The 19,064-nt window shown below is 69.0% G+C and carries 17 protein-coding genes and 1 riboswitch; of the genes, 8 read left to right on the top strand and 9 right to left on the bottom strand.

Going from position 1 to position 19,064, the window contains the following annotated elements:
• Window positions 1-54 precede the first annotated feature (54 nt).
• Window positions 55-1,728, top strand: a complete 1,674-nt coding sequence (locus JWS14_RS27425; protein ID WP_072944831.1) for an MFS transporter — start codon at window positions 55-57, stop codon at window positions 1,726-1,728.
• Window positions 1,729-1,734: 6 nt separating this feature from the next.
• Entirely contained in the window at window positions 1,735-2,220 is a 486-nt protein-coding gene (locus JWS14_RS27420) for a DUF2771 domain-containing protein (RefSeq protein ID WP_072944833.1), read from the top strand.
• 64 nt (window positions 2,221-2,284) lie between these two features.
• Here JWS14_RS27420 and JWS14_RS27415 read toward each other — a convergent pair whose 3' ends face one another.
• Window positions 2,285-2,695 (bottom strand): cold-shock protein, encoded by a 411-nt coding sequence (locus tag JWS14_RS27415; protein WP_005255275.1) that lies wholly within the window; start codon window positions 2,693-2,695, stop codon window positions 2,285-2,287.
• A gap of 169 nt (window positions 2,696-2,864) precedes the next feature.
• On the opposite strand from JWS14_RS27415, the gene JWS14_RS27410 reads away from it, so the two are divergent.
• The 3 genes from JWS14_RS27410 to JWS14_RS27400 all read left to right on the top strand — a co-directional run bounded on the left by JWS14_RS27410 (window position 2,865) and on the right by JWS14_RS27400 (window position 4,564).
• The gene (locus JWS14_RS27410; RefSeq protein WP_072944834.1) at window positions 2,865-3,104 is read left to right on the top strand and encodes a hypothetical protein; all 240 of its coding nucleotides are present in this window, start codon (window positions 2,865-2,867) and stop codon (window positions 3,102-3,104) included.
• Between the two features lie 44 nt (window positions 3,105-3,148).
• A complete protein-coding gene (locus tag JWS14_RS27405) occupies window positions 3,149-3,526 on the top strand; it encodes a YccF domain-containing protein (protein ID WP_072944836.1) in 378 nt (125 codons plus the stop codon).
• A 234-nt stretch (window positions 3,527-3,760) separates the two neighbouring features.
• Window positions 3,761-3,974: riboswitch (cyclic di-AMP (ydaO/yuaA leader) on the top strand.
• 8 nt (window positions 3,975-3,982) lie between these two features.
• Window positions 3,983-4,564 (top strand): transglycosylase family protein, encoded by a 582-nt coding sequence (locus tag JWS14_RS27400; protein WP_206014829.1) that lies wholly within the window; start codon window positions 3,983-3,985, stop codon window positions 4,562-4,564.
• Window positions 4,565-4,630: 66 nt separating this feature from the next.
• Here JWS14_RS27400 and JWS14_RS27395 read toward each other — a convergent pair whose 3' ends face one another.
• Window positions 4,631-4,819, bottom strand: a complete 189-nt coding sequence (locus tag JWS14_RS27395; protein ID WP_015888783.1) for a hypothetical protein — start codon at window positions 4,817-4,819, stop codon at window positions 4,631-4,633.
• A 60-nt stretch (window positions 4,820-4,879) separates the two neighbouring features.
• Here JWS14_RS27395 and JWS14_RS27390 point away from each other — a divergent pair, with 60 nt between their 5' ends.
• The 3 genes from JWS14_RS27390 to JWS14_RS27380 all read left to right on the top strand — a co-directional run bounded on the left by JWS14_RS27390 (window position 4,880) and on the right by JWS14_RS27380 (window position 8,753).
• Window positions 4,880-7,198 (top strand): helicase-associated domain-containing protein, encoded by a 2,319-nt coding sequence (locus JWS14_RS27390; protein WP_206014828.1) that lies wholly within the window; start codon window positions 4,880-4,882, stop codon window positions 7,196-7,198.
• A 147-nt stretch (window positions 7,199-7,345) separates the two neighbouring features.
• Complete coding sequence (locus JWS14_RS27385) at window positions 7,346-8,329, top strand: alpha/beta hydrolase (protein ID WP_174705523.1); 984 nt, start codon at window positions 7,346-7,348, stop codon at window positions 8,327-8,329.
• Between the two features lie 34 nt (window positions 8,330-8,363).
• Window positions 8,364-8,753 carry a VOC family protein gene (locus JWS14_RS27380; RefSeq protein ID WP_072944843.1) on the top strand — a complete coding sequence of 130 codons (390 nt, stop codon included), beginning with the start codon at window positions 8,364-8,366 and terminating at the stop codon, window positions 8,751-8,753.
• A 21-nt stretch (window positions 8,754-8,774) separates the two neighbouring features.
• Here JWS14_RS27380 and JWS14_RS27375 read toward each other — a convergent pair whose 3' ends face one another.
• From JWS14_RS27375 to JWS14_RS27345, 7 genes are all read right to left on the bottom strand, one after another.
• A complete protein-coding gene (locus JWS14_RS27375; protein WP_206014827.1) occupies window positions 8,775-12,530 on the bottom strand; it encodes an ABC transporter ATP-binding protein in 3,756 nt (1,251 codons plus the stop codon).
• Complete coding sequence (locus JWS14_RS27370) at window positions 12,527-13,888, bottom strand: LLM class flavin-dependent oxidoreductase (RefSeq protein ID WP_206014826.1); 1,362 nt, start codon at window positions 13,886-13,888, stop codon at window positions 12,527-12,529. Before JWS14_RS27370 ends, JWS14_RS27375 begins: the two co-directional genes overlap by 4 nt.
• 11 nt (window positions 13,889-13,899) lie before the next feature.
• Window positions 13,900-14,634, bottom strand: coding sequence for an ABC transporter ATP-binding protein (locus JWS14_RS27365; RefSeq protein WP_072944848.1), 735 nt, complete (start codon window positions 14,632-14,634; stop codon window positions 13,900-13,902).
• Window positions 14,610-15,479 carry an ABC transporter permease gene (locus JWS14_RS27360; protein ID WP_206014825.1) on the bottom strand — a complete coding sequence of 290 codons (870 nt, stop codon included), beginning with the start codon at window positions 15,477-15,479 and terminating at the stop codon, window positions 14,610-14,612. Before JWS14_RS27360 ends, JWS14_RS27365 begins: the two co-directional genes overlap by 25 nt.
• Window positions 15,476-16,543 carry a PhnD/SsuA/transferrin family substrate-binding protein gene (locus JWS14_RS27355; RefSeq protein ID WP_072944852.1) on the bottom strand — a complete coding sequence of 356 codons (1,068 nt, stop codon included), beginning with the start codon at window positions 16,541-16,543 and terminating at the stop codon, window positions 15,476-15,478. Before JWS14_RS27355 ends, JWS14_RS27360 begins: the two co-directional genes overlap by 4 nt.
• 291 nt (window positions 16,544-16,834) lie before the next feature.
• Complete coding sequence (locus tag JWS14_RS27350) at window positions 16,835-18,046, bottom strand: ROK family transcriptional regulator (RefSeq protein WP_206014824.1); 1,212 nt, start codon at window positions 18,044-18,046, stop codon at window positions 16,835-16,837.
• Window positions 18,047-18,193: 147 nt separating this feature from the next.
• The gene (locus JWS14_RS27345) at window positions 18,194-18,955 is read right to left on the bottom strand and encodes an LppU/SCO3897 family protein (RefSeq protein ID WP_095863366.1); all 762 of its coding nucleotides are present in this window, start codon (window positions 18,953-18,955) and stop codon (window positions 18,194-18,196) included.
• Window positions 18,956-19,064 lie beyond the last annotated feature (109 nt).

The following is a 19,064-nucleotide window of genomic DNA, read 5'->3' as shown; positions in this document are numbered from 1 at the left end:
CATTGCCCGGGGTTGCTGTGGTCGCATGTCTCCCGACTAGGACAGAATTAGGGAGTGACCGGACCGCGCGAACCCTACGAGCCTGACGGCGGTCGGGCTCCTGACGAGAATCCCGGGCCCCCCGCTCATCCCGGCTACGACAAATACCCGCCCGCGGCACGTCCCGGAGGGCGGCGCACGCCGCTGCCGCCCCTGCATCCGGTCGGCGGCGGGCAGCGTCCCCGATCCGACGAGGAGCGGGCGGACGCCCCCAAGGCGCCACCGATGCCGCGCAAGCTCACCGTCACCCGGGTGGCGGCGATGCGCAGCCGGGAACTCACCAACAAGGGCATCGCGACGTTCCACCGTGCCGCCAAGGCGGACGGTGCGGACAAGTCGGGTCTCACCGCGCTCACCTACGCGGTGATGGCCAACAACGCGACCGACGCGGCCATCGCCGTCGCGCTGGCGAACACGCTGTTCTTCTCGGCCGCGACGGGCGAGGACAAGACGAAGGTCGCGCTGTACCTGCTGATCACGATCGCCCCGTTCGCCGTCATCGCTCCCCTGATCGGTCCGATGCTCGACCGACTCCAGCACGGCCGCCGCGTCGCACTGGCCACGTCGTTCGGACTCCGGACGATGCTGGCGATCGTTCTCGTCTTCAACTTCGACAGCTGGGTGCTGTATCCGGCGGCGCTCGGAATGATGGTGCTCAGCAAGTCGTTCTCGGTGCTCAAGAGTGCGGTCACCCCACGGGTGCTGCCACCGGAGATCGACCTCGTGCGCGTCAACTCCCGGCTCACCGTGTTCGGGCTCCTCGGCGGAACCATCGGCGCGGGCGCCCTCGCGGGTGGTCTCGCCATGGCCACCGGTTCCGTCGGCGCGCTGTGGCTGGCGGCCGTCATCACCGCCCTCGGCGCGTACCTCTCCATGCGGATCCCGTCGTGGGTCGAGGTCACCGAAGGCGAGGTCCCCGCGACCCTCACCTACCACGGCGACGAACACCCGACCGAGGTGATCGGACGCACCCGCGTGCTGCAGCCCGAGGCCCCGGCCACCGCGAAGACCGGCAAACGCAGGCAACCGCTGGGCCGCGCGGTCATCACCGGGTTGTGGGGCAACAGCACCATCCGCGTGCTCACCGGGTTCCTCACCCTGTACATCGCGTTCGTCGCGAAGTCGAAGACCGACCACGAGCCGCTGGTGCAGGCCGCCATGCTCGGCCTGGTCGGCGCGGCCGCCGGTATCGGCAACTTCGCGGGCAACGCCGCGGGCGCCCGGATCAAGCTGGGCCGCCCCGCCCTCATCGTGCTGCGCTGCACGGGCGCCGTGTGGATCATCGCCGTCCTCGCGGCGATCACCGACAATCTCCTGACCGCCGCCCTCGCCACGCTCGTCGCCTCGGCGGCCAGCGCCCTGGCCAAGGTGTCGCTGGACGCGTCACTGCAGCACGACCTGCCCGAGGAGTCGATCGCGTCCGGATTCGGACGTTCGGAGACCGTTCTACAGCTGAGCTGGGTCGTGGGCGGGGCGCTGGGTGTCCTGCTGCCCACCGAATACTGGATCGGGTTCTCGGTGGTCTCCGCCGTCATGACCGTGGGGCTCGTCCAGACCGTCCTCACGTACCGCGGCAGCACCCTCCTGCCAGGGCTCGGAGGAAAACGCCCCGACCTGGCCGAACAAGAAGTGACCACCGAGCACCACTCGACCCACCGGGCCGACCGATCGACGGGAAATGTGAAGTAAGTGAGAATGCAGGCGCGAACCAAGAAGATCCTGGCACTGATTGCAGTGGGCCTGATAGTGGTCCTGGTGGCCTTCGTCGGAGTCGTCTACACACTGGTCCGCAACTCCTCGCCCCGCCTGCCCGAGATCACGGCCTTCGCGCACGACCGGGCCGAGCAGGTCGCCCCGCTCGGCTACTGCAACCTGTACCTCGAGGACTGCCAGACCGGCGACATCGCCGAACTCGACGTACCCCCCGGCTCGTCGCTGCAGCTGTCGTTGCCGCAGGAGATCGTCGACGCGCCGTGGCGCATGCTCATCGTGTACCAGGATCCTTCGGGCCAGCTCCTCGTCCAGGAACAGGCGCACCGCGCCGGTGAGACCCGCGCCGTGACCGTGCCCTCCTCGGAAGACCTGCAACTGGCCGGCGTCGAGATCCAGCTGCCGTCCGCCGTCGTCGACGAGCAGGGGCTCACGCAGGCCCGGGCCGCCTGGTCGATCAAGACCGCCTAGAACGACACGCTCACGAAAAAGGGCCCCGCGCTGTCACAGCGCGGGGCCCTTCTCGTCGGAGAAATCAGCTGTCGAGTTCGCGTGCGACGGCGCGGACCACCTCGGAGATGCGCTGGGCGGTCTTGCGGTCGGGGTACTTGCCCTTGCGCAGGTCCGGCTGGACCTTCGCCTCGAGCAGCGTGATCATGTCCTCGACCATGCCGTGCAGTTCGTCCGGCGTGTGCTTCTTGGCGGACGGCTCCTTGCGCGCGGCGTTCTGACGCAGCGACGGCGCAGGGTCGAGCACCTTCAGGCTCAGCGCCTGGGGTCCGCGTCGACCGGCGGCCATGCCGAACTCCACACGCTGACCGGCCTTGAGGCCCTCGACGCCCTCGGGAAGAGCGGACGAACGCACATAGACGTCCTCCCCCTCCTCCTGCGACAGAAAGCCGAAGCCCTTTTCGACGTCGTACCACTTCACCTTGCCGGTCGGCACCGCGTTCACCCGCTCATCACTTGGAGTGCAGTTGGTTGCACTTGGTATTTGTTGCACTTGGTATGCAAAACAGCGCGCCCCACCTCTGGTGCGGGACGCGCAGTGCCCACAGTCTACCTTGCAGACACCCCCTCCGGCATTCGGGTTTCCAGGCACTATCGTTGCTGGTGTGGCCCACGAATCGACTCCTTCGAGCACACCTCACACACCCCGGAGGGGCGACGGACTCCTGCGGGTCGCGCTCGCTCTCTTCGCGATCGGCTTCGTCGCGATCGTGGCGATCTTCCTGACCCCGGTGCTCTCCGATTCCGAACCGGGTCTCGTTCTCTACCTCATCGCCCTCGCCTGCCCGATCGGATTCCTGCTCGGAATCGTCGCGGCACTGAGGCAGGGCAGACGCTCGCGCTGACACACCCGATCACCGAGGCATTCCCAACCACCGAGGGGACGATCATGAGAATTCTGCTCAACATCATCTGGCTGGTCTTCGGCGGTCTGTGGCTGGCGCTGGGGTACTTCGTCGCCGGAATCCTGTGCTTCATCCTGATCATCACGATCCCGTTCGGCATCGCGTCGTTCCGCGTCGGCGTCTACGCGCTGTGGCCGTTCGGGAAGACCGTGATCGACAAGCCGACGGCCGGTGTGGCCTCGCTGATCGGCAACGTCATCTGGTTCATCATCGCTGGTCTGTGGCTCGCGATCGGGCACGTCGTGACGGCAATCGCCATGGCGATCACGATCATCGGGATCCCGCTCGCCGTCGCGAACATCAAGATGATTCCCATCTCGCTGATGCCCCTCGGCAAGGACATCGTCGACGCACCGCAGTGATGTGAGCTTCCTCACATAACGACCCGGTAACGGAAGGGCAACGGGACGGCGATACGCACGTCTCGTCGCCACTAGCTGGGAAGAGTCCCGGCGCGCCCAATGAGGCCCCGCAACAGGCGAAGACACTCCGCGTTATCAAATGGTGACACTGCGGCCTCGGCCCGTTACCGTCGTCACCGGCCGATGAAACATCGGCCACGTCCGGCCCGCCGCGCCAAACCTCGTCCCGCGGGTACCGGAGTCCCGACGAAGCATTCCAGGGACGAGGACGGGGGACCCAAAGTCCTCCAGGGAACGCAAGTTTCCAGACGGACACCGGTCCGAATGTGCCTCGCACAGTCGGATCTTGGGGTGAAGCCAGACCCTCTCCAGCCAGGAGAGGCGAGGCCGGGCGACCTCTCAGCCCGAACCCGACAGCTGACCTCGCAGGCGCGTGTGGAGAGGATCTCTACCACTATGAGCGGACGCCATCGCAAGCCCACCACCACCGGCCGCACCGTCGCCAAGGTCGCCGTCACCGGCGCCATCATGGGCGTCGCCGGAGCAGCCTTCTCGGGCACCGCGAACGCGGCACCCGACTCCGACTGGGACCGCCTCGCGCAGTGCGAGTCCGGCGGAAACTGGGGCATCAACACCGGAAACGGCTTCCAGGGCGGACTCCAGTTCTCCCCGAGCACCTGGAACGCACACGGTGGAACCCAGTACGCAGCCACCGCCAACCAGGCCTCGCGTGAACAGCAGATCGTCGTCGCCGAGAAGGTCCTCGACTCCCAGGGCTGGGGCGCATGGCCGTCCTGCTCCTCGAGCCTCGGCCTGAGCAGCGCACCCACCCAGCGCACCACCCCCGCCACCGTGCCCGAGGCGCCCGCGGCGCCTGCCCTCCCCGACATCACGGGCGGCGTCCCCAGCACCAGCGGCACCTCGCAGTACGCCGGCGCCGTCGACAGCGCGATCGAGGCCGTCAAGGCCCAGGGCATCGCGATCGATCCCCAGATCCTGCAGCTCATCGACGCGAACAAGGGACTGCTCCCGCAGTAATCCCCGCAACTCACAGAAGAGGGGCCCTGCACCGATCCGGTGCAGGGCCCCTCTTCTGTCGCATGGTCAGCGGTTGATCACCGTGTGCGGGTGCGCGTACGGCAACGACTCCGCCGGCAACGGGAACTCGGTGTCCTCGCCGAACGGGGACAATCCGCCCGCACGGGTCGACGACAGTTCGGTCACGGCGTGATCTCCATCGGCGGTTTCGGGCCACCCTGGATCCACATACTGCTTCTTCGAATTGTTAGCCACGGTGCCATTTTGACAGGAGCATTCGGCGACGTACAGCCCAGGTCTCTAATCTGATAGTCGATGACCGACACCGACGACACCATCGCGAGCACCAACGGCACCGCAGTCTCCCCCCGCGGCGCCGCGACGCTCGCGGACTGGCTGGCCGCGCGCAGCGACGCAGAACTGACGGATCTGCTCCGCAGGCGCCCCGATCTCGCGGTCCCGCCGCCGGCCACGATCGTCGTCCTCGCCGGCCGCGCCGAGCAACGGGCCTCGGTCGCCCGGGCGGCCGACAACCTCACGTCCCTGGACTTCGGTGTCCTCGAACTCCTGGCGCTCGAGCGCGCCGACGAGGTGCCCGTGCCCCGGGCCACCCTGCAGGAGGCGGTGGGGTCGCGGGCGACGAAGAAGACCGTCGACGCCACCCTCGACGGCCTGCGGTCCGTCGGGATCGTCTGGGGCGACAAGACGACGCTGCGGATCGTTCCCGCCGTCGTGGCCACCATCCCGTGGCGCGTCGGACGAAGCGCCGAACCCGTCGAGACGCTCGACGAGGCCGGGATCACGGCGGCGCTGGCGGGACTGCAGACCGCCGAACGGGACATCCTCGAGACCCTGGCGAAGTCGAGTTCGATCGGGCGGACCCGGGACGCGGCTCCCGGGACACCCCCCGACCGTCCCGTTCAGCGGCTCCTCGCCGCCGGGCTGCTGCGGTGGATCGACGACGAGACCGTCGAATTGCCGTTCCAGGTGCGGCAGGTCCTGCGTGGGGAGGCCGTCTTCGACCCCACCTCGCTGGCCGCACCCGGTGTGACGGGCCGCAAACACAAGCCGGCCGACATCAACGCCGCCGCCGCGGGTGAGGCTCTCGAACTGGTCCGCCACTGCGAGGACGTCGTCAAGGCGCTCGGCGAGATCCCGGCACCGGCTCTGCGGGCGGGTGGTCTCGGGGTCCGGGAACTGCGACGGATCGCCAAGACGTCCGGCATCGACGAGAACCGGCTGAGCCTGCTCGTCGAACTGCTGTCGGCCGCGGGACTGATCGCGAGCGGCACCCCGGACCCGGCGCCGACGTCCGACACCGGGGAGAACTACTGGGCCCCGACCACCGTGGTCGACAACTGGCTGACCTCCCCGGTCGCCCGGCGGTGGCACGCCCTGGCCGCGGCGTGGCTGGAACTGCCGCGCATGGCGTGGTTCATCGGCATGCGCGACGCCAACGACAAACCGGTCGCCGCGCTGTCCGAGGAAGTGCGCGCGCCGTCCGCGCCGCGGGACCGGCAGGCGATCCTGGGGCTGCTGGCGGAACTGGGCAGCGGGCACTCGGCCGACCCCGCCGAGGTCAGTCGCCTCCTGGCCTGGCGCCGCCCCCGCTGGGGCGCCCGGCTGCGGGTCCACGCGGTGGAACGCACCCTCGAGGAAGCCGCGACACTCGGCCTCGTCGCCCGCGGCGCGCTCAGCTCCCCCGGACGTGCGCTGCTTCACGGCGGCGACGCCGAGGCCGAGATGCACGCGTCACTGCCCGAACCCGTCGACCATGTTCTCGTCCAGGCCGACCTCACCGTCGTCGCCCCGGGACCGCTGACCCCCGACCTGCTGGAGCAGATCACCCTCGTCGCGGACATCGAGTCCGCCGGTGCGGCGTCGATGTACCGGATCAGCGAGGACAGCGTCCGGCGCGCCCTCGACGTCGGGATGACGGCGGCGGAACTGCACAGCCTCTTCGCAACCCGGTCGCGCACGCCCGTCCCGCAGTCGCTGTCGTATCTGATCGACGACGTCGCGCGGCGGCACGGCCGGCTCCGGGCCGGTGTCGCGGCGTCGTTCGTCCGCTGCGAGGACCCGACGCTGCTCGCGGAGGTCCTGGCGTCGCCGGTGGCCGCCGCCCTGGCCCTGCGCGCGCTGGCGCCGACGGTGGCGGTGTCGCAGGCGCCGCTGCGGGAAGTGCTGGGCGAATTGCGGGCCGCCGGGTTCGCGCCGGCAGGCGAGGACTCGTCCGGTGCCCTCGTCGATCTGCGCCCACGCGGCGCCCGCGTCCTGACCCGGCGCAAGGCGCCCGCGAGCCGCCTCCCGGCCGTCGCGACGGACGCCCAGCTCGACGCGGTCGTCCGGACGCTGCGCGCCGGTGACCTGGCGGCGTCGGCCAAGGGTTCCGGCAGCATCCGGTCCGACGGGTCGCGGGCCAGCAGCGCCGCGACCATCGCCCTGCTCAACGCCGCGGCGCGCGAACGCTCCAGCGTGACGATCGGTTACGTCGACGCGCAGGGCGTGGCGACGCACCGCATCGTCGATCCCGTCAGCGTCGGCGGCGGCCAACTCGACGCCTTCGATCCGGCGAGCGGCGCGGTCCGCCGGTTCACCCTGCACCGCATCACGTCGGTCGCCAGGGTCGACTGACCCGTGAGTACTTGTTAACCGCGGGACGTTAACAAGTACTCACAGGTCGCATAACGATTCTGCGCAAACGCCGAGGAATTCCGGGCCGCGCAATACCGTGTTGCTGGTATGTACCTGGCCGGGGACGACTTACCAGGAGGCAGAACCATGAGTGTCACAGCAACGAAGCCGTTACACGGTTGGTTACGAGGCGTCGTCCGGCTGATGATTGCGGTGGTGGTCCTGCCTCTCGCGTTCGTCCTCGTCGGCGGCGGGACGGCGTCCGCGGACCCGTACAGCCGGCTGCGCGAACACTGGGTCGACGCACCCGGCGGGGTCGGGCAGATCAAGATCCGCATGTGGCTCGCGAACAACGGCAGCAACAAGGCCCTCTACCTCCTCGACGGCCTCCGCGCGACCGACGACGTCAGCGGCTGGGAGCACGAGACCAACGCCGCGTGGCTGTCCGATCACGGGATCACCGTGGTCGAGCCGGTCGGCGGGCAGTCCAGTTTCTACACGGACTGGTACGCACCCAGCAACACCAACAACCAGCCGTACACGTACAAGTGGGAGTCGTTTCTCACCCAGAACCTGCCCGACTTCCTGGCGAACAATTACGGCATCAGCCGCACCAGCAACGCCATCGCCGGACTGTCGATGGGTGGCAACGCGTCGCTGATCCTCGCCGCCTACCATCGCGACCAGTTCACGTTCGCCGGGTCGATGTCGGGGTATCTGAACCTGTCGGCGCCGGGCATGCGTGAGGCGATCCGTATCGCGATGCTCGACGCCGGCGGCTACAACGCCGACTGCATGTGGGGCCCGCCGTGGGATCCCGCCTGGCTGCGGAACGACCCGTTCGTCGCGGCACCCCTCATGCGCGGGCTTCCGATGTGGATCTCGGCGGGCGCCGGCCTTCCCGGCCCGCACGATCAGCCGCAGTCCGCGATCGATGTCTTCAACGTCGGCACCGGCATGGGTCTGGAGGCCATCGCGCTGGCCCAGAACCGGGCCTTCCAGGTGCGACTCGACACCCTCGGAATCCCCGCGCACTACGACTTCCCGGCGACGGGAACCCACAGCTGGGGCTACTGGCAGGACCAGCTGTGGGCGATGCTGCCGATGATGAAGGCGTCGATCGGCGCCTGAGCGGGCCCCACAGGTACCACCTAGTATCGCGGACGTGGAGAAACATCAGATCAGTCTCGGAGCAATCAATCTCGAGGCCGCGCACCCCGCAGCGCTCGCCGCGTTCTGGGCCGGTGTCACCGGTGCCACGCCGCTCCCGGGCGGTGACAGCGTCTATCTGCCACCGGCCGACCCGGACGGGTTCGCGATGTTCTTCCAGCCGCTCACCGGCGCCCGTCCCGAGCGCCAAGCCATCCACCTGGACCTCACCGTTCCGTGGGGTTCACGGCAACGCGAGGTCGAGCGGCTACTGGCGCTCGGGGCAACGCACCGGTGGGACGTCCTCGACGAGCACCCCCACGTGCAGTGGACGACGCTGGCCGACCCGGAGGGCAATCTCTTCTGCGTGGCGGAGCATCCCCCGGTCGTGGCCTCCGCCCCGTGAGTACTTCATAACGTCCCGCGGTTAATAAGTACTCACGGGTGGCGAAGCCGCATAAGCCTCCCAGAGTTCCCGGTAGACGCCGCCCCGGTCCAGCAACTCGTCGTGCGTTCCGACTTCCGCGACCCGGCCGTCGTCGAGGACCACCACCCGGTCGGCTCGCGCGGCGGTGCTCAGCCGGTGCGCCACGACGACGGTGGTGCGCCGCCGGGACAGGTTCTCGGTCGCGCGGCGCACCCGGTCCTCCGTGGCCAGGTCCAGTGAGGCGGTGGCCTCGTCGAGCAGCAGGATGTCGGGGTCCACCAGTTCGGCGCGGGCCAGTGCCAGCAACTGGCGTTGTCCGGCGGACAGGTTGCGCCCGTGTTCCCCGATCGGTTGCAGGTATCCGAGGGCGAGCCCGGACACCATGTCGTGGGCGCCGACGGCCCTGCTGGCGGCCTCGACCTCCGCGTCCGTCGCGTCGGGGCGCCCGTAGGCGACGGCGTCGCGGACGGTGGCGCCGAACAGGTGCGGCTCCTGCGGGACGACGCCGAGTCGCTGCCGGAACGACGCGAGGTCCAGGGCGCGGGTGTCGATGCCGTCGACGCGCACCGCCCCCGCGGTGGGGTCGTAGAAGCGGGCGAGCAACTTGAGCACCGTCGACTTTCCCGCGCCGGTCTGGCCGACGAGGGCGATCGTCTCGCCCGGTTCGATGTGAAGCTCCACCCCTCGCAGCGCCTCACCCTTGCCGGATTCGTACGCGAAGTGGACGTCGTCGAACACGATGCCACCGCTGATGCGGTCGAGGACGATCGGTTCGCCTGCCTGCGGTGTGGTGGTCGGCGTCCGCATCAGCCCCCGCAGCCGTCCAAGCCCGATGACCGCCTGCTGGTAGCCGTCGAACACCTGCGAAAGCTGTTGCACGGGAGCGAAGAACAGTTCGACGTACAGCACGAACGCGATCAGTGTGCCGACGGTGAGGGTTCCGGTATGGATCCGCGCGGTCCCCGCCGCGAGCACGAGCCCGGTCGCGACCACGGACAGGAATTCGACGAACGGGAAGTACAACGCCATGTATCGCTGGGCCCGGAGCCGCGACCCCCGGAAGTCCCAGGCCCGCCGGGCGAACTGGGCCGCGTTGTAGTCCTCGCGCCGAAATGCCTGTGTGACACGAATGTTCGTCACGTTCTCCTGCAGGTAGGCGTTGACGATTCCGACGCGGTCGCGGGCCTCGGCGTAGGCGGGCACCGACTTCCGGCGGAACACGACGGTGGCCGCGACGAGGACGGGCACCACGAGTACCAGCACGAGGGCAAGTTCCGCGTCGATCACCAGCAGTGCCACCAGCACACCGGAGATGGTCAGCCCGCTGACGACCGCGGTGGCCAGACCCGTCTGCAGGAAGTTGGACAGGCTGTCGACGTCGGTGGTCATGCGGGTCATGATCCGGCCGGCCAGTTCCCGCTCGTAGTACTGCAGACCGAGCCGCTGCAGTTGTGCGAACGTCTTGACCCGCAACGTGTACAGCAGCCGTTCGCCGGTACGTCCGGTCACCCGGGTCTGGGCGACGTTGACGGCCCAGTCGAGCAGCACCACGACCACGGTCGCGGCCGCCGCGAGCAGCAGCAGGTCGCGGGCGCCCTGCAGCACTCCCCGATCCACGCCGGTACGGACCAGGACCGGCACCGCGATCTGCGCGACGGCGTCCAATCCGACCAGCACCAGTCCCGCGACCAGCGGCAGCAGGAGGGGCCGCAGCAGTGAGCCGAGCCCGAACGCGGGGTCGGCGGCCCGGGCCTCGTCGGCGGCGACGTCCGGGTCTCCGGTGAGCGGTGGCAGGTCGTCGAGTCGGGCCATCACGTCGGGTCCGGGTGGTGCCGACGACAGGATTCCCCCTGCCGCGCCGCCGCGCGAGGGTCCGCTGGCACCGGCCGCCGCGGTCGCGAAAGCCGCTGCGGCCCTGGCGTCGAACACCCCGGACGCCTCGTCACCGTCCTCCCGGCGCCACAGCTCGGCGGTGACGCCGTCGACGTCCGGCAGCGGCGGCGACGGGTCCGGGGCGGCGACGTCGTCCGCACTCGACAGCAGCGCACGGAACAGCGGGCAGCGTTCGTCGAGTTCGGCGCTCGTCCCCACGTCGACGATGCGGCCGTCCGCCAGCACGGCGATGCGGTCGGCCAGGGCGAGCGTCGACCGGCGGTGCGCGATGATCAATGTGGTCCGCTCCCGGGTGGCGACGCGCAGTTCGTGATGGACGGCGGCCTCGACCCGGGCGTCGACCGCCGAGGTCGCGTCGTCGAGCACCAGGATCCGCGGATCGGTGACCAGTGCCCGGGCGAGGGCGATGCGCTGCCGCTGACCACCCGACAACGTCACCCCCTGCTCCCCCACGACGGTGTCGAGGCCGTCCGGCAGCGCGTCGACGAATTCCTCCGCCTGCACCACGCGCAGTGCCTCACGCACCGTTGCCTCGTCGACGTCCGGCCTGCCGTACGAGACGTTCGCGCGAATGGTCTCGGACATCAGGTAGCTGTCTTCGAAGACGACGCCGAGCGCGGAGCGCAGCGATTCGAGCGACAGCCTGCGGGTGTCGATCCCCCCGACGGTGACCGCACCCGCATCGACGTCGTAGAGCCGCGGAACGAGCATGGCCAGAGTCGATTTGCCCGATCCGGCGGCTCCGACCACCGCCACGGTTTCGCCGGGTGCGATTCGCAGCGACAGTCCGTCGAGCAGCCGGTTCGACGGGTCGTAGCCGAAAGCCACGTCGTCGAATTCCACCGCGAGGGGGCCGTCCGGCAGGTCCACGGCGCCGGGCGCGGTGGTGACGGCCGGCGCGTTGTCGATCACCTCGCGTACGCGTTCGACGCTCGCGCGCCCCTGCTGGCTCACGGTCAGCAGGGTGGCGAGTTGACGGACGGGCGAAGCGAACGCCGCCAGGTACGTGGTGAAGGCGACGAACGTGCCCAGCGACAGTGTGCCGTGCAGAGCCAGCCACCCACCGAGGGCCAGCACGAGGGCCTGCCCGAGCATCGGGACCGCCTGCAGTGCCGGGTTGTACCGGCTGGTCAGCCGCGCGACGCGCAGCCGGGACCGGAACAGCTCACCTGCCCGCTTCTCGAGGTCTTCGAGTTCGCGGTGCTCCTGGCCGAATCCCTTGACGACGCGCACCCCGGTGACGGCGGCTTCCACCCCGCCCGCCACGACGGCCGCCTGTTCCTGCGCATGCCAGTTGGCGGGGAACAGGTCGACGCGGCTGCGCAGGGAGATGAACCACAGCGCGGGCAGCACGGCGAGGGCGACGAGGGTGAGGATCGGCGACAGCACGGCCATCACGGCCAGCGAGATCACGAACATCAGCAGGTTCCCCGCCATGTGCGGCAGCAACTGCAGGAGCATCTGGATCAGCGTGATGTCCGAGATCGACCGGCTCACCACCTGTCCCGTCTGCAGCCCGTCCTGTTTGACGCCGTCCAGCCGCAGCAGGGATCGGAAGGCGTCGCCCCGCAGGTCGTACTGCACGCCGAGGGACAGCTGCCCGGAGCGGTACCGCCGCGTGTAGGCGGCGGCGAAGCGGATGGCCGCGAGGACGACGAGCACCGCGATCCAGGGCGCCAGCGAATGATTCGTGTCGACCGCGGCGTTGTCGATCACGTGCCGGACGGCCAGCGGGATGGTGGCGGTGGCCGCGGCCGCCACCGCTGCCGCGCCGTACGCGAGAACGAGATTGCGGCGCTGGCGCAGACAGTAACCGAACAGATACCGCAGCCAGCCGGCGTTCTCCGGAGTTGCCGTCGTCACTGCGCAGACACCAGCGTGGAATCCTTCTCGACCGCAAACTGATTCGCGGGCCGCGGCAGACCGTAGTGCCCCCGCAGCGTGGTCTCGGTGTAGTCGGTGCGGAACAGTCCGCGTTCCTGCAGGATCGGGACCACGGAGTCGACGAACTTCTCCAGCCCGGACGGCAGGACGGCGGGCATGATGTTGAACCCGTCGGCGGCGCCGTTGCGGAACCAGTGCTCGATAGTGTCGGCCACCTGGAGTGGGGTGCCCGCGAACGTGCGGTGACCGCGACCGCCACCGAGTCGCCCGATCAGTTGCCTGACGGTGAGCCTTTCCCGGCGGGCGAGGTCCACGATCAGCGTGTACCGGCTCTTCGCGCCCTCGATCTCGTCCTCGGACGGCAGGTCGTCGGGCAGTTCCTCGTCGAGCGGGAGTTGCTCGGGTTCGAGATTGAACCGCTGCGCCAACTGCTTCCGGGCGTATTCCGGCGAGATCAGCCGCTCCAGTTCGGCCTCGAGTTCACGGGCCTCCTCCTCCGTGTCCGCGATGACCGGCACGATGCCGGGCAGGATCAGCACCTGCTCCGGGTCCCTTCCCACTGCCGCGACGCGGTCCTTGACGTCGGCGTAGAACGCCTTCCCTTCGTCCAGGGTGGGCTGGGCGGTGAAGATGGCCTCCGAGTAGCGGGCGGCGAAATCCTTTCCGTCCTCGGACGATCCCGCCTGCACGAGCAGCGGGTATCCCTGCGGCGACCGCGGCACGTTGAGCGGTCCCCGCACCTTGAAGAACCGGCCCTCGTGCTCGATGACGTGGACCTTGGCGGAGTCGGCGTGGATCGCGACGTCCTTGTCCGCGACGATGGCGTCGTCCTCCCAGCTGTCCCACAACTTGGTGGACACCTCGACGAATTCCGCGGCCCGCTCGTAGCGGCTGCGGTGTGCGGGGGTGTCGTCGAGCCCGAAGTTCTGCGCGGCGTCGGCGCCGGCGGTGGTGACGATGTTCCAGCCGGCGCGGCCGCTGCTGACGAAGTCGAGGGACGCGAACCGCCGCGCCAGGTTGTACGGCTCGTTGTAACTGGTCGACGCGGTCGCGATCAGGCCGATCTTCTCGGTGGCCGCGGAGATCGCAGTGAGGATGATGGTCGGCTCCAGCTTGCCGCTCGGCCTGCGTTCCGGATTGCTGAACAGCACCGGGCTGTCGGCGAGGAACACCGAGTCGAACTTTCCGCGCTCGGCGGTCTGCGCCAGCGAGATGTAGTGCTTGATGTCGAGGTTGGCGTTCGGGTCGCTCTCGGGCAGGCGCCAGGCCGCCTCGTGGTGTCCGATCGCCATCAGGAATGCGTTGAGATGCAGCCGGCGCTGTGGTGACGAACTCATGGTGTAACTCCTCACTGTGCCGCTACCTCGACGCCGAGGGCGCCGAGCAGCGTATTGCGAAACTCGTGGAACTTGCTGTCGCCGAGCGCTCTCGGCCTCGGAATGTCGACGATCTCGTCGACGACGATCTGCCCGCGGTCGAGGACGAGCACCCGGTCGGCGAGCGCGATCGCCTCGTCGACGTCGTGGGTGACGAGCAGGACGGTCGGGCGGTGGCGGCGGATCAACTCCTGCAGCAGCGCGTGCATCTTGATCCGGGTCAGCGCGTCGAGGGCGCCGAACGGCTCGTCCGCGAGGAACAGCTGAGGCTCGCGGACCAGCGCCCGCGCCAGCGCCACCCGCTGCTGTTCACCGCCGGACAATTCACTGGGCCATGCCTTCTCGCGGCCGGCGAGCCCCACCTCCGCGAGGGCGGAGGCGCCCCTGCTCGTGCCGGTGCGGCCCAGCCCGAGCGTCACGTTGTCGAGCACCCGCAGCCACGGCAACAGCCGTGAGTCCTGGAAAGCCACCGACACTTCCGCGGGCACGGTGAGCGTTCCGCCGCGGCCCTCGACGTCGTAGTCGAGGCCCGCGAGCGCGCGCAGCAGTGTGCTCTTGCCGGACCCGCTCTTGCCGAGCAGGGCCACGAACTGGCCTTCGGGAATGTCGAGGTCCAGGTGGTCGAGGACGGTCTTGTCGCCGAATCCGCGAACGAGGGACCGCACCTGCACGGCGGCGGGTTCTAGCCTGCGAGCGTCTTGCGCCATGACAGCGACCGCCTTTCGATGTAGCGGAGGACGGCGTCGGACAGCAGACCGAAGATGCCGTAGACGGCGAGCCCCACCAGAATCACGTCGGACTGGCCGTAGTTCTGCGCGTTGTACATCATCTTCCCCAGACCGGTCACCGCGTTGATTCCCTCGACGACGATGAGGGTGAGCCAGGCGCCGGTCACCGAGAGACGCAGTCCGAGAAAGAATCCCGGCATCGCACCCGGCAGCACCACCTTACGGATGAACGTGGCCCGGGACAGCCCGAGGACCTCGGCGAGTTCGACGTACCGGTTGTCGATCGACGTCAGCGAGTTGTGGGTCTGGATGTACATGTGGACGACGACACCGAGCGCGATGATCACGATCTTGAACGTCTCGCCGATGCCGAGCCAGAGGATCAGCAGCGGGATCAGGCCGAGCGTCGGGATGGCCCGTTTGAGCTGGATCGGCCCGTCGATCAGGGCGTCACCGGAACGCGTCAGTCCGGCGACGACGGCCAGCGCCGTCCCGATCACCACGCCGAACGCGAACCCGACGGCGGCGCGGCTCAACGACGCGGCGATGTGCTCCTGCAGGATGCCGGTGGAGATCAGGTCGACGGCCGTGGTCACCACCGTCCACGGCGCGGACAGCTTCCGCGGGTCGATGAGGCCCGCCACGCTGCCCACCGCCCACACCGCGAGGAGGAGCAGCACCCCGGCCAGCCTGGAGAACGGGAAACCCTTGCGCAGGCCGAGTCGCCGGATCGGCCGCTCGGCGGCGCCGGACCCGGACCTGTCGGCACCGGCGGCGGTCGTGCGCGCCGGTACTGCTGCGGGCGCGGAGAGAATACTGGTCATCGCTGCACACCGCCTCGGTACTCGGCCGGCACGGCGTCGGCGGCGATGTTTTCGAATCGGCGGTCGAACAGCTCGTTGGCGTCGAATTCGCTGAAGTACCCGGCGTCGGAGAGCAATTGGACGGTGTCCTGCGTCCACTCGACCGCCGCGTCCCAGTTGACCGGGTACGACGGCCGCTGCCCGACGGAGGCGACGATGCGCTTGCCGTCCTCGGCCGACACCTGTTCGCTCTCCACGTAGTACTTCTGGATCCACGCGTCCTGGTTCTCCCACGCCCAGATCTCCCCGCGCGCCCAGAACGGAATGAACGCCTTGATCGCCGCAGCCTTGGCCGGATCCTGCAGGACCTCCACCGGCGCCCAGAGCACGGTGAGCGCGTCCACGGCGTCGGTCTGCAACGCCTTCGCTCCGTCCGGACCGTACTGGTTCAGGTACTTCGTCACCGTCGGCTCCGACAGCGGCGCGACGTCCACCTGCTTCGACTGCAGCGCGGTGAGGAACTGCGGGCTGGGCAGCTCGACGAGCTGGACGTCTTTCGTGGTCAGGCCCTGCGCCTTCAGCGTTCGCAGGATCACCACACCCTGCGCCTGCCCGGGCGAGAACGCGATCTTCTTGCCCCGCAGGTCCGGCAGTGCCGCGATGTCCGAGCCGGGGGCGGTGGCCAGCACGTACTGCGGCTGTTCCTTCTCCCGGACCGCGACGATCTTCGCGTCCAGCCCCGTGGCGTGCGCCTGGATCGGCGGGATCGCGGCGTTGGTGGCCAGGTCGACCGCGTTGCCGCGGAAGGCCTGGATCACGTCGGGACCGGCACTGACGTCCGGCCAGTCCGACACGGTGAACGGGAGATCGGCGATCTGGTCGGTCGCCTCGAGCTGCAGCCGGGTGGTCTTGATCGACACACTGAGCGAGGTTCCCTCCGGAACCTGATCGGGCACAGCATCATCGAGCGCGAGCCCGCCGGAGGAACCGGAGGAGCAGGACGCGAGCCCGAGCGCCACGACGCCGGCGAAGGCGGCGCGCGTGAGGCGCCGGTACCCGGCGGAAGACACGAGTGAACTGGACATGATTGATCCTTCGAAGGATGCGGTCTCCGATGGGCACCCCGGACGCAGAAGGTCGGGTGCCGTGCAGGAGCGAGAAAGGAAGAACGGAACGGTGTTTCGGGGCGTCCGCGGCGTCAGGCCGGAAACGTCAGACGCGACCCCATCGCGTGCGGCGACAACAGGACCCGGGGCGACACGAGGTGGTACGCACGCTGTCCGCCGTAGAGGTGTTCACACCAATATCCTTGCGATCCAGCGCAATCCCCGTCAACATTGCTTCCCACCGAATTAACTCCGATGCTGTGATACACGTCACGAAATTCCGGCCAGTGGGCGCACGAAGCTGGTGAGCGGCGCGCGGTAGAGCTCCGCGAGGATCACGGCACCGGCGGACACCGGCAGCGCCCGTCCCGGAAAGCTGGTGGACAGCACGGACCACGACGGATCGTCACACGTCGCCGACGACTCCGCGACCGCACGCCGGACCGTGTCCAGACACCCGGGAATCCCGCTCACACTCTGGTCGCAGACGATGAGGACCTCCGGATTGAACAGATCCAGCAGACGCGCCGCCACCACCCCGACGCCGTGCGCGCGTTCCGTGAACAGTGCCAGCGCCTCCGGGTGCCTGTTACGGCCCGCGTCGAGGAGATCGCGGAAGATCGGCCGCTCGATGATGCCCAGCTCCATCGCCCTGCGCACCAGCACAAGATCCGACAGGGTGGCCTGCACACATCCGGTGCGCCCGCAGGCGCACTCCTCGACACTGTTCTCGACGGGCACGTGCGCCACCGCGCCCGCCGCCGCGCGAGGGCCGTGGTGGACCACGCCGCCGGTCGCGAACGCGGCGTCCACCACGTTCCCGACGAAGAGTTGCACCACACTCTCCCGCGCCCTCGGCTCCCCGAACAACACCTCCGCGTCGATGAGAGCGCGCGCGTGCGAATCCATCCGGACGTCCAGACCCGTGCGGTGCTCGAGATCCGCGCGGACCGGGTACCCGTTCCATCCCGGGATCGGATGCTCGCGCACCACACCCGATTCGGAGTCGATCCAGCCGCCCGCCGCGAAACCGACACCGATCGGAACCGAAGGCTCACCGTGCTGGACGGCCAGCGCCTCCAGGGTCGTCACGGCGTTCCGCAGGATCTCGGCCGGTCCCAGCCCGTAGTGCGGATCGCGGGACCGTGCCAGCACCCGCCCGCGCAGGTCGAGCAACGCGGTGGTCACATGCGTGATGGCCAGATGGATCCCGTACACGACGTACCGGCTGTCGTCGACGTCCACCGGCACGTGTGGCCGTCCCAGTCCGGTTGGGCCCGCGATCTCCGGCAGTTCCCGCAGCAGGCCGTGGTCGACGAGCTGCGCGCTGGCCGTGGTCACCGTCGCGGGTGAGAGCCCGGTGATGCGGGCGATGGTGCTGCGTGCGATCGGCCCGCTGTCGAGGACCGTGCGCAGCACCGTGCCCGCGCTGGCGCCGGAACGTCCGGCGCCGCGCCGGGTGACGGGCTGCGTTCGCGCCATCGTTCCCCCTTCGCCGCGCGCAGTGATGTGGCCTGACCTCGAACGCTAGCGAAGGGGAACGTGCAGTTCAACGGACTCGATTCCCGTGAATTTAACTCCCTGTGAGTACTTCTCAACGTCCCGCGGTCAACAAGTACTCACGGGGCGCTAGCCACCCAGATTGACCTCGATGCAGTAGGTGCGCTGGGGTTCGGAGAAGGCGATGGGGAAGGCGGTGTCGAACTCGTTGCACAGGGTTTCGTCGTCCTGGCCGTCCGCGCGTCTGACGACCTTGACGGTCTGCATGTCGGAGCAGTCGGACGGCACGATCCGGCCGTCGTCCTCGAGCAGGTAGCAGGAGTCCTCGATCATGTTCGGGACGAGGCACAGCGTGGTCTGCACGTCCTTGTCCTCGCCGACGAGGGTGTAGGAGAAGTAGTCCTCCCCGCACTGGACGTCGCCGTCGTTCTTCTGCGCCACCTCGTACGTGGCCTCGCTGTCGGAGCAGTCCCGCTTCTCGTGCGAGGTGTCGGCCGCGGTGGTCGACGCGGACTCGAAGAACAGGCAGTCGCCGACGTCGAGGGCGTTCTCGTCGGCGCTCTTCACCGCGTACACACCGAACGCGGCGACGGCGGCGAGGATCACGACGGCGAGGACGCCGAGAGTGATGAACAACCCTTTCCGCGACTTCTTCGGCTGCGGTGGGTACTGACCGGGCGGGTACTGGCCGGGCTGCTGCCCGTACTGGCCCGGCGGATACTGGCCGGGCTGCTGGGCGTACTGACCCTGTTGGTAGGGCTGCTGCGGGTACTGACCCTGCGGGTACGGCTGCTGCGGCCCACCCTGCGGGTACGGTTGCTGCGGGTTGTTCGGCGGTTCGCCGGGGACGCTCGGATCGGGGCGGTTCGGGTCGTCGGGGGGCTGGGTCATCGCGAGCCTCGTCTCTGGGTCGATCCATCCGGCTGCCCCTCAATTTAGGCCCCGACCGCCCCGGATGTGCAGGTATCGGCCCTGCCGGGGGCCGCGACGTGGCGCGCCG

This window comes from Rhodococcus koreensis, from assembly GCF_017068375.1.
GTDB lineage: Bacteria > Actinomycetota > Actinomycetes > Mycobacteriales > Mycobacteriaceae > Rhodococcus_F > Rhodococcus_F koreensis.
The sequence above is the reverse complement of the archived record's forward strand: the minus strand, read 5'-3'. Positions and strand labels throughout refer to the sequence as shown.

What these genes read in the sequence shown, in the direction of transcription:
- JWS14_RS27420 (WP_072944833.1), top strand. Translation starts at nt 1,735, where the DNA reads ATGCAGGCGCGAACCAAGAAGATCCTGGCACTGATTGCAGTGGGCCTG.
- JWS14_RS27405 (WP_072944836.1), top strand. Translation starts at nt 3,149, where the DNA reads ATGAGAATTCTGCTCAACATCATCTGGCTGGTCTTCGGCGGTCTGTGG.
- JWS14_RS27400 (WP_206014829.1), top strand. Translation starts at nt 3,983, where the DNA reads ATGAGCGGACGCCATCGCAAGCCCACCACCACCGGCCGCACCGTCGCC.
- JWS14_RS27390 (WP_206014828.1), top strand. Translation starts at nt 4,880, where the DNA reads ATGACCGACACCGACGACACCATCGCGAGCACCAACGGCACCGCAGTC.
- JWS14_RS27385 (WP_174705523.1), top strand. Translation starts at nt 7,346, where the DNA reads ATGAGTGTCACAGCAACGAAGCCGTTACACGGTTGGTTACGAGGCGTC.
- JWS14_RS27370 (WP_206014826.1), bottom strand. Translation starts at nt 13,888, where the DNA reads ATGAGTTCGTCACCACAGCGCCGGCTGCATCTCAACGCATTCCTGATG.
- JWS14_RS27365 (WP_072944848.1), bottom strand. Translation starts at nt 14,634, where the DNA reads ATGGCGCAAGACGCTCGCAGGCTAGAACCCGCCGCCGTGCAGGTGCGG.
- JWS14_RS27360 (WP_206014825.1), bottom strand. Translation starts at nt 15,479, where the DNA reads ATGACCAGTATTCTCTCCGCGCCCGCAGCAGTACCGGCGCGCACGACC.
- JWS14_RS27355 (WP_072944852.1), bottom strand. Translation starts at nt 16,543, where the DNA reads ATGTCCAGTTCACTCGTGTCTTCCGCCGGGTACCGGCGCCTCACGCGC.
- JWS14_RS27350 (WP_206014824.1), bottom strand. Translation starts at nt 18,046, where the DNA reads ATGGCGCGAACGCAGCCCGTCACCCGGCGCGGCGCCGGACGTTCCGGC.
- JWS14_RS27345 (WP_095863366.1), bottom strand. Translation starts at nt 18,955, where the DNA reads ATGACCCAGCCCCCCGACGACCCGAACCGCCCCGATCCGAGCGTCCCC.